An 8,004-nucleotide genomic window follows, 5' to 3' on the forward strand; every position below is an offset into this window, starting at 1 on the left:
CGAGCCGGGCGACCGCGTCGGCGAGCACCCCGTCGGTCCACTCCCAGTCGGCGCGGTAGTGGTGGGCGAGCAGCGCCAGCCGGATCGCGGCCGGGTCGACGCCCTCGCGGCGCAGCGTCGAGACGAAGACCAGGTTGCCCTTGGACTTCGACATCTTCTCGCCGTCCAGGGCGACCATGCCGGCGTGGACGTACGCCTTGGCCATGGGGAACTCGCCGGTCAGGACCTGGGCGTGCGAGGCGCCCATCTCGTGGTGCGGGAAGGCGAGGTCGGAGCCGCCGCCCTGTACGTCGAAGCCCATGCCGAGGTGGTCCAGGGCGATGGCCACGCACTCGATGTGCCAGCCGGGGCGGCCGGGGCCCAACGAGCCGCCGTCCCAGCTGGGTTCGCCCTCACGGGCGGCGAGCCACAGGATCGGGTCGAGCGGGTTCTTCTTGCCCGGGCGGTCCGGGTCGCCGCCGCGCTCGGCGGACAGCAGTCGCATCGCGGCGGCGTCGAGGTTCGAGACCTTGCCGAAGTTGGGGTCGGACCCCACGGAGAAGTAGATGTCGCCTTCGAGTTCGTAGGCGGCACCGGCCTCCCTGAGGCGCTCGACGAGCGGCACGATGCCGGGTATCGCCTCGACCGCGCCGATGTAGTGCTTCGGGGGCAGCATGCGCAGGGCGGTCATGTCCTCGCGGAAGAGCGCGGTCTCCTTCTCGGCGAGGGCGACCCAGTCGACGCCGTCGCGCTCGGCGCGCTCCAGGAGCGGGTCGTCGACGTCGGTGACGTTCTGGACGTACTGAACCTGGCGCTTGGTGTCGAGCCACACGCGCTGCACGAGGTCGAACGCGTTGTAGGTCGCCGCGTGCCCCATGTGGGTGGCGTCGTACGGCGTGATGCCGCACACGTAGATACGGGCGACGGGACCGGTGTCAGGGGTGACCAGACCGCCGGTCGCGGTGTCGTGGATCCGGAGGTCGCGGCCCTTGCCGGGCAGGGCGGGGACCTCAGAAGCGGGCCAGGCATACATGTCATGAGCCTAACCGGACGGATGTTCCGTATACGAACCGGACCAGGTCGGATGGCCGGTAAGGCGCTCTTGCGCGGTCCCCGCCGGTATGCGGCTACACGGGCGGCCACGGAATGGCCGGCCACTCCCCGCTCGGTTCGGGATGCTTACCGGCCGCGAGCAGCGCGTCGACACGCGCGCGCGTGGCGTCGAGTTCCACAGCGGTGATCAGCTCGGCAAGCTTCCCGGCGAGCCCGCCACCGTCCTCCAGCGCCTCTCTGAGCCCCTGCAGGACGTCCAGGGCCTCCTGGGTCAGCGGCTCCCCCGCCCAGCCCCACAGGAGGGTGCGCAGCTTGTTCTCGGCGTTGAAGGTGACACCGTGGTCGATGCCGTAGAGCCGCCCCTCGTCGGCGGGCAGCAGATGGCCGCCCTTGCGGTCGGCGTTGTTGATCACGGCGTCGAGGACGGCGAGCCTGCGCAGCCGCTCGTCGTCGGCGTGCACCAGGAGGGCCGTCTTGCCCTCGCCGACCTCGGCGAACCCGATGGCCTTCCACCCGGCTTCCGGCTCCTCCGCGTCGACCAGGGCGAGCAGTTCGGGCCCGCCCTCCTCCGTCGCCGCCTCGATCCACAGCTGGCACATGCCCTCGCCGTACGGCCCGTCGCGCAGCACGGTCGTGGGAACAAGACCCCAGCCGGTCGCCTCGGAGACCTCGTAGGCGGCGACCTCGCGCTGGGCGAGGTTGCCGTCGGGGAAGTCCCACAGGGGGCGCTCCCCGGCGACGGGTTTGTAGACGCAGGACGCCTCACGGCCCTCGTGGGTCACGGAGCAGAACAGCACCGCGTTCGAGGCCTCACGGATGCGTCCGCGTACTTTCAGCTCACCCTTGGCGAGCAGCTCGGCCGTGGTCACGCTCCGCGGCGGTATCCGTTCTGGCGCGGACATACGTGTCCTTCCGGGTCGAGCGGGAGGCTGCACAGCGGGCACGGCGGCCGGCCGGCGTTGACGACGTCGAGGGCCCGCTTGGCGAAGGCGCGGGCCTGGGCTCCGGTGAGGCGGACCCGCAGCATCGGGGGTCCGTTCTCCTCGTCCTGGAGGAGTCGCTCCTCGGCCTCGGCGAGGTCCTCGTCGGTGTCGGCGTCGAGCTCGACGAGGGCCTGCGCCTCGACGATCATGCGCTGCTCCTCACCGTCCCAGGCGAGCGCCATGGTGCCGACGCGGAACTCCTCCTCGACGGGGGCCTCCAGCGGGCGGGTGTCGGAGATCTCGGTGGGGGTGACGGCGGGGACGGCCGCGCTGCCGCCACTGCGCCGTACGACCTCGTCCAGAAGCTCGTCCATGCGCTCGGCGAGCGCGGCTACCTGCGTCTTCTCCAGCGCCACGCTGGTCACCCGAGGACCGGCGGCGGCCTGGAGGAAGAACGTACGGCGCCCGGGCAGACCGACCGTACCGGCTACGAAGCGGTCCGGCGGGTCGTAGAGGAACACCTGACGGGACACGTCCTGTCTCCATTGGAATCGACTGCTGACAAGTGCGGCGCTACTGCGACCGCTTCACCCTACTGCGGCCGACGATCACGGTGCGCCCGCGCCGCCCCCGACCGGGGCGTCGTCGCCCGGAGGCTCCTCGCGCGGCGCCAGGGAGGCGAGATCGCCGGTGTCCCCGAGCCGTACGAGAAAAGGCCTGAGCCGGGTGTACCGGATCGCAGTGATGGAACACGGTTCTACGGAGATCCGCTGGAAGAGGTCCAGGTGAAGTCCGAGTGCGTCCGCGACGAGGGACTTGATGATGTCGCCGTGCGAGCACATCAGGTAGACGGCGTCGGCGCCGTGATCGCGCTCCACGCGCGCGTTCCACTCGCGTACGGCCTCGGCTGCGCGGGTCTGCATCGCCCGCATCGACTCGCCGCCGGGGAACGCGGCGGCCGAGGGGTGCGCCTGGACGACCTCCATGAGGGGCTCGTCCTTGAGCTCGGCGAGCTTGCGGCCGGACCAGTCGCCGTAGTGGCACTCCCCGATCCGCTCGTCGGTGTGCGCGCGCAGGTCGGGGCGGGCGTCCAGGAGGGGCCGGAGGGTCTCCTGGCAGCGTTGCAGCGGGCTGGCGACCACCTCGGCGATCGGCAGCGCGGCGAGCCGTCCTGGGAGCGCGGCGGCCTGGGCGTTGCCCCGCTCGTCGAGGGCGACACCGGGTGTCCAGCCGGCGAGTACTCCCCCGGTGTTGGCGGTCGAACGTCCGTGCCGGACAAGGATCAACGTGGGCATGCGGCCAAGGGTAGGCGTACGCGCGAGTGCGACTTCGGCCGGACGGCGGGAGAATACGGACCGTGATCGTCGACTACGCCATCTACCGCGACGGGCGCCGGACGGAGGGGCCCGGCGACTTCTCCGACGGCCTGGACCACTGTCGTCGTGTGGGTGACGCCTTCGTCTGGATCGGCCTCTACGAGCCCACCGAGGACGAGTTCGACAAGGTCACCCAGGAGTTCGCGTTGCACCCGCTGGCCGTCGAGGACGCCCTGACCGCGCATCAGCGGCCCAAGCTGGAGGTCTACGACGACTCGCTGTTCGTGGTCCTCAAGCCGGTGGGCTACGAGGCGGACAGCGACGTGGTCACCTCCGGCGAGGTCATGGTCTTCGTCGGCGACTCCTTCGTGGTGACCGTCCGGCACGGCGAGGAGGCCCCCCTGGCGGCCGTACGGCACCGACTTGAGGAGGAGCCGGAGATGCTGCGGCACGGCCCGACGGCAGTGCTGTACTCGATCGCCGACGCCGTGGTCGACCACTACGTGGACGTCGCGGGCGAGTTGCAGACCGACCTGGAGGAGCTGGAGGCGGCGGTGTTCTCGCCGACGGGCGGCGGCTCGCGGACGACGGCGTCGCGGATCTACGCCTTCAAGCGGCAGATCCTGGAGTTCCGCCGGGCCACCGGACCGCTCGCGCAGCCGCTGACCCGGCTCGCGGGTGTCGGTCTCGCCGGTGACCGGGTGCGGTTCGTGCACGACAAGGCGCGGCCGTTCTTCCGGGACGTGAACGACCACCTGATGAAGGTCAACGAGTCCGTGGAGGGCCTGGACCGGCTGGTGTCGGACGTCCTGGCGGCGCATCTCGCGCAGACCGGTGTCCGGCAGAACGACGACATGCGGAAGATCTCCGGGTGGGCGGCCATGGCCGCGGTGCCCACGATGATCGCGGGGGTCTACGGCATGAACTTCGATCACATGCCGGAGCTGCACTGGCTGTGGGGTTACCCGGCGGTGATCCTGCTGATGGTCGCCCTGGAGGTGCTGTTGTACCGGACGTTCAAGCGGCGCGGCTGGCTGTAGCACCGCTTGGGCTCACGCGAACTCGGGGGCGGCGGTGGCCGGTCCGCCGAGGGCGTCACGTCGTTCCGGCATCTTCAGGGACACCATCCGCCGCCAGCCGCCGAGCCGTTCGTAGGCGTACACGGCGTGGATGCCTGCGGTGAGCACCGCCGACTTGGCGCGCGGCCAGCCGAGGACGCGTCCCATGTGGGCCATCACGGCGAGGCTGACGTCCCGGTAGATCCGGATCTCCGCCAACGCGCACTCGCGCAGCGTCCGTTGGATGGCGCGGCCGTGTCCGGCGGACGCGAAGCGCAGCAACTCCTCGTGGCAGTAGGCGAGATGGTTGTCCTCGTCGTGGGAGATCATCCGCACCGCGCGGCCGAGGTCGGGGTGGTCGGCGAAGTGCCTGCGCAACAGGTCCATCTGCTCGGAGGCGCGCTGTTCGGTGACCCGGCTGTGCGCGAGGTAGGTGACGATGTCCTGGACGGTGAGCGGCTGGTCGCCCTTGAGCTTGTCGTGCGCGAGACCGATGCCGTGCCGCTCCAGGAGCATCGTGTAGTCGGTGTCAGCGGGCACCGGTACGGGTTCGAGGCCGCGCTTCTTCATGAGGGCGTTGAAAATACGCCCGTGCTTGTCCTCGTCGGCGCCGTGCCGGCTGATCTTGGGGGCGAGGCCGCGTTCGCCGGGCGGGACGAGGGCGGCGATGCGCCCGTTCTCCCAGCCGCCCTGCGATTCGCCGCTGGCCGCGATGGAGCAGAACAGCCGGAAGGACTCGTCGTCGTCGAGGATCTCCTGGAACAGGCTCTTGGCCGAAAGCATCTGAAGGCACCTCCATGCAGGATTCCGCCGCATTCCGCAAAGAACGAGTCAAATGCGACGGCAGAGGTGCTGCAACAGCTGTGTCGGACAACTCCGCCAAAAGGTGGACTGCCGATGTCCCGACGGGGGCGTAACCGCACGGGCTGCCGCGCGTTGTTCCCCGTGACGGCCGTGGCGGGGAAGACCCCCCGAGCCCCCACCACGGCCGTAGAAAACTTCCGTACGGCGCGGTCGCGTTACGCGAGGCCCGCGCGCTCCAGTGCGTCGGTTCCGGCGCGGAGGGCGGCGATCCGCTCCTCCAGGGTCCAGCCCGCCGGGGCGAGGGTCAGGGTGGTGACACCGGCCGCCGCGTACTCCTTCATCCGGTCCGCGATGCGGTCCACGGAGCCCAGCAGCGTCGTCTTGTCGATCAGGTCGTGCGGGATGGCGGCGGCGGCGCCGTCCTTGTCGCCGGCCAGGTACTTGTCCTGGATCTCGGCGGCAGCCGCCTCGAACCCCATGCGCTGGGCCAGCTTGTTGTAGAAGTTCTGCTGCCGGCTGCCCATGCCGCCGACGTACAGCGCGGTGTACGGGCGGAAGGTGTCGGCGAGCTTCTCCACATCCTTGTCCTCGCCGAAGGCGAGCGGGACCGTCGGGACGATGTCGAAGCCCTCCAGGGTCTTCCCGGCCTTCTCACGCCCGGCCCGCAGGTGCCTGATGGCGGTGTCCTCCAGGTGCTCGGCGGACGGGAAGATGAGCAGCGCGCCGTCGGCGATCTCGCCGGTCTGCTCCAGGTTCTTCGGGCCGATCGCCGCGATGTAGAGCGGGATGTGCTCGCGCTCCGGGTGCACGGTCAGCTTCAGGGGCTTGCCCGGGCCGCCGGGCAGCGGCAGCGTCCAGTGCTCACCGTCGTAGGACAGCCGCTCGCGCGTCATCGCCTTCCGTACGATCTCGACGTACTCACGCGTGCGTGCCAGCGGCTTGTCGAACTTGACGCCGTACCAGCCCTCGGAGACCTGCGGGCCCGAGACGCCGAGGCCGAGGCGGAAGCGGCCCCCGGAGAGCGAGTCGAGGGTCGCGGCGGTCATCGCGGTCATCGCGGGCTGGCGGGCCGGGATCTGGAAGATGGCCGACCCGACGTCGATGCGCTCGGTCTGCGCGGCGACCCAGGTGAGCACGGTGGCCGCGTCGGAGCCGTAGGCCTCGGCGGCCCAGCACACGGCGTAGCCGAGGCGGTCGGCCTCCTGGGCCACGGCCAGATTGTCGCCGTCCATTCCGGCACCCCAGTAGCCGAGGTTGATCCCGAGCTGCATGGCAGACCCCTTACCGATCAGTAACGTCGCTGTTGTGCCGACCCTAGCGCGAGGTGGTCCGGGCGGACAGGACGGGTGCCGGTGAGTGGTCACGGAGCGTGCCGTGCGAGGGACTGTGGATCATCGTGCGAATCGGTTATCCACAGGCCCCCACACCGCCGGTTCAGGCCAGTAATCTCGGCGTTCATGGAGCAGAGGCATCTCGGCCGTACCGGCCTTCGTGTGTCCCGGATCGGACTCGGCACCCTCACCTGGGGGCGCGACACCGACGAGCATGACGCCGCGGACCTCTTGAAGGCGTTCTGGGAGGCCGGCGGCACCCTGGTCGACACGGCGGACGTGTACGGCGACGGGGAGGCCGAGTATCTGCTCGGACAGCTCATAGAAGGGCTCGTGCCGCGCCGGGACCTGGTCATCTCGACGAAGGCGGGCAGCGTGCCCGACCCCGACCGCCGCTTCGACGGCTCGCGCGGCCATCTGCTCGCCGCGCTGGACGCCTCGCTGGCCCGGCTCGGCACGGACTACGTCGACCTGTGGCACATCCACGCCTTCGACCCGTTCACGCCGCTGGAGGAGACCCTCCAGGCCCTCGACCTGGCGGTCAGCAGTGGGCGGGCGCGCTACGCGGGCGTCTCCAACTACTGCGGCTGGCAGCTCGCCAAGGCGGCGACCTGGCAGCTCGCGGCGCCGGGCACGCGGACGCGGCTGGCCAGCACGCAGCTGGAGTACTCGCTGTTGCAGCGGGGCGTGGAGCGCGAGGTGCTGCCGGCCGCGCTCGACCTGGGCATCGGGCTACTGCCTTCCTCGCCGCTCGGACGCGGGGTGCTCACCGGGAAGTACCGGCACGGCACACCGGCCGACTCGCGCGGCGCCTCGGATCACATGGGCCTCTTCGTCGCGCCCTACCTCGACGACACGGCGAGCCGCATCGTGGACGCCGTGACGACGGCCGCGGACGGGCTCGCGGTGACACCCCTTCAGATCGCCCTGGCCTGGGTCCGCGACCGGCCCGGAGTGGCCGCCCCGATCGTCGGCGCGCGCAACGCCCAGCAGCTCACGGCCGCATTGTCAGTGGAGGCGCTTAGTCTTCCTGACGAGATCTGCCGAGCGCTCGACGATGTGTCGGCGCCTCTGCACCGCTATCCCGATCACGACTGGAGCACGCTGTGAGCACGGACCCGGAGACCACGGCCCCGGACACCACGGAGCCTGTCGAGCCCGGCCTGCCGGACGACGCGGCCGAGGAGTCGGGCACGGATGCGATGGAGGGCGCCGAAGACACGGAGGAAACCGCGGCCTCGGAGGGCACAGAAGCCGCCGGTGAGGCCACCGCCGAGCTTGCCGCCACTCCCGAACTGTCCGAAGCCGCAGCCGAGTTGCTCGCGCAGCGGCTGGAGCGGGAGCGGATCGAGCGGCGGAAGGCGGAGAAGGCCGGGCCCATCGTGGCCGGGACCAAGCTGAGCGGTACGGCCGCCGATCTGCTCGCGGCCGTACGAGCCGTGGAGAGCGGCGAGAAGCCCGTGCCCACCGCCTTCACCGAGCCGGAGCCCGCCCCGCGCCCATCCGCCACTCCTGAAGCCGTGCGGCGGCCACAGCCCGT

At 70.8% G+C, this 8,004-nt stretch carries 8 protein-coding genes and 1 pseudogene; 3 read left to right on the top strand and 6 right to left on the bottom strand.

Features of this window, described 5'->3' with window-relative positions; genetic code table 11:
* From mshC to R6V09_RS40355, 4 genes are all read right to left on the bottom strand, one after another.
* A partial coding sequence (gene mshC / locus R6V09_RS40340; protein WP_317886461.1) for a cysteine--1-D-myo-inosityl 2-amino-2-deoxy-alpha-D-glucopyranoside ligase occupies positions 1-1,012 on the bottom strand: 1,012 nt, incomplete at its 3' end.
* A gap of 94 nt (positions 1,013-1,106) precedes the next feature.
* Positions 1,107-1,934, bottom strand: coding sequence for an SCO1664 family protein (locus R6V09_RS40345; protein ID WP_317886462.1), 828 nt, complete (start codon positions 1,932-1,934; stop codon positions 1,107-1,109).
* Positions 1,898-2,488, bottom strand: a complete 591-nt coding sequence (locus tag R6V09_RS40350) for a DUF3090 domain-containing protein (RefSeq protein ID WP_317886463.1) — start codon at positions 2,486-2,488, stop codon at positions 1,898-1,900. The genes R6V09_RS40345 and R6V09_RS40350 overlap by 37 nt, the downstream gene beginning before the upstream one ends.
* A 75-nt stretch (positions 2,489-2,563) precedes the next feature.
* Positions 2,564-3,250: a histidine phosphatase family protein gene (locus tag R6V09_RS40355; RefSeq protein WP_317886464.1), complete on the bottom strand. Its 687-nt coding sequence runs from the start codon at positions 3,248-3,250 to the stop codon at positions 2,564-2,566.
* Between the two features lie 62 nt (positions 3,251-3,312).
* Here R6V09_RS40355 and corA point away from each other — a divergent pair, with 62 nt between their 5' ends.
* Entirely contained in the window at positions 3,313-4,311 is a 999-nt protein-coding gene (gene corA, locus R6V09_RS40360) for a magnesium/cobalt transporter CorA (RefSeq protein WP_317886465.1), read from the top strand.
* A 12-nt stretch (positions 4,312-4,323) separates the two neighbouring features.
* Here corA and R6V09_RS40365 read toward each other — a convergent pair whose 3' ends face one another.
* Together R6V09_RS40365 and R6V09_RS40370 are read right to left on the bottom strand one after the other, a co-directional pair.
* Positions 4,324-5,112: a ferritin-like domain-containing protein gene (locus R6V09_RS40365; RefSeq protein WP_317886466.1), complete on the bottom strand. Its 789-nt coding sequence runs from the start codon at positions 5,110-5,112 to the stop codon at positions 4,324-4,326.
* 236 nt (positions 5,113-5,348) lie between these two features.
* The gene (locus R6V09_RS40370; protein WP_317886467.1) at positions 5,349-6,404 is read right to left on the bottom strand and encodes an LLM class F420-dependent oxidoreductase; all 1,056 of its coding nucleotides are present in this window, start codon (positions 6,402-6,404) and stop codon (positions 5,349-5,351) included.
* Positions 6,405-6,590: 186 nt separating this feature from the next.
* Here R6V09_RS40370 and R6V09_RS40375 point away from each other — a divergent pair, with 186 nt between their 5' ends.
* Positions 6,591-7,574, top strand: coding sequence for an aldo/keto reductase (locus R6V09_RS40375; RefSeq protein ID WP_317886468.1), 984 nt, complete (start codon positions 6,591-6,593; stop codon positions 7,572-7,574).
* Positions 7,571-8,004: pseudogene (locus R6V09_RS40380) on the top strand (DNA helicase RecD); the annotation flags it as partial. The gene R6V09_RS40375 and the pseudogene R6V09_RS40380, both read left to right, overlap by 4 nt.

The organism is Streptomyces sp. W16, assembly GCF_033194735.1.
GTDB lineage: Bacteria > Actinomycetota > Actinomycetes > Streptomycetales > Streptomycetaceae > Streptomyces.

Excerpts from the sequence above, each read along its gene's own strand:
- R6V09_RS40375 (WP_317886468.1), top strand. The coding sequence starts at position 6,591 with ATGGAGCAGAGGCATCTCGGCCGTACCGGCCTTCGTGTGTCCCGGATC.
- R6V09_RS40365 (WP_317886466.1), bottom strand. The coding sequence starts at position 5,112 with ATGCTTTCGGCCAAGAGCCTGTTCCAGGAGATCCTCGACGACGACGAG.
- R6V09_RS40355 (WP_317886464.1), bottom strand. The coding sequence starts at position 3,250 with ATGCCCACGTTGATCCTTGTCCGGCACGGACGTTCGACCGCCAACACC.
- R6V09_RS40370 (WP_317886467.1), bottom strand. The coding sequence starts at position 6,404 with ATGCAGCTCGGGATCAACCTCGGCTACTGGGGTGCCGGAATGGACGGC.
- R6V09_RS40345 (WP_317886462.1), bottom strand. The coding sequence starts at position 1,934 with ATGTCCGCGCCAGAACGGATACCGCCGCGGAGCGTGACCACGGCCGAG.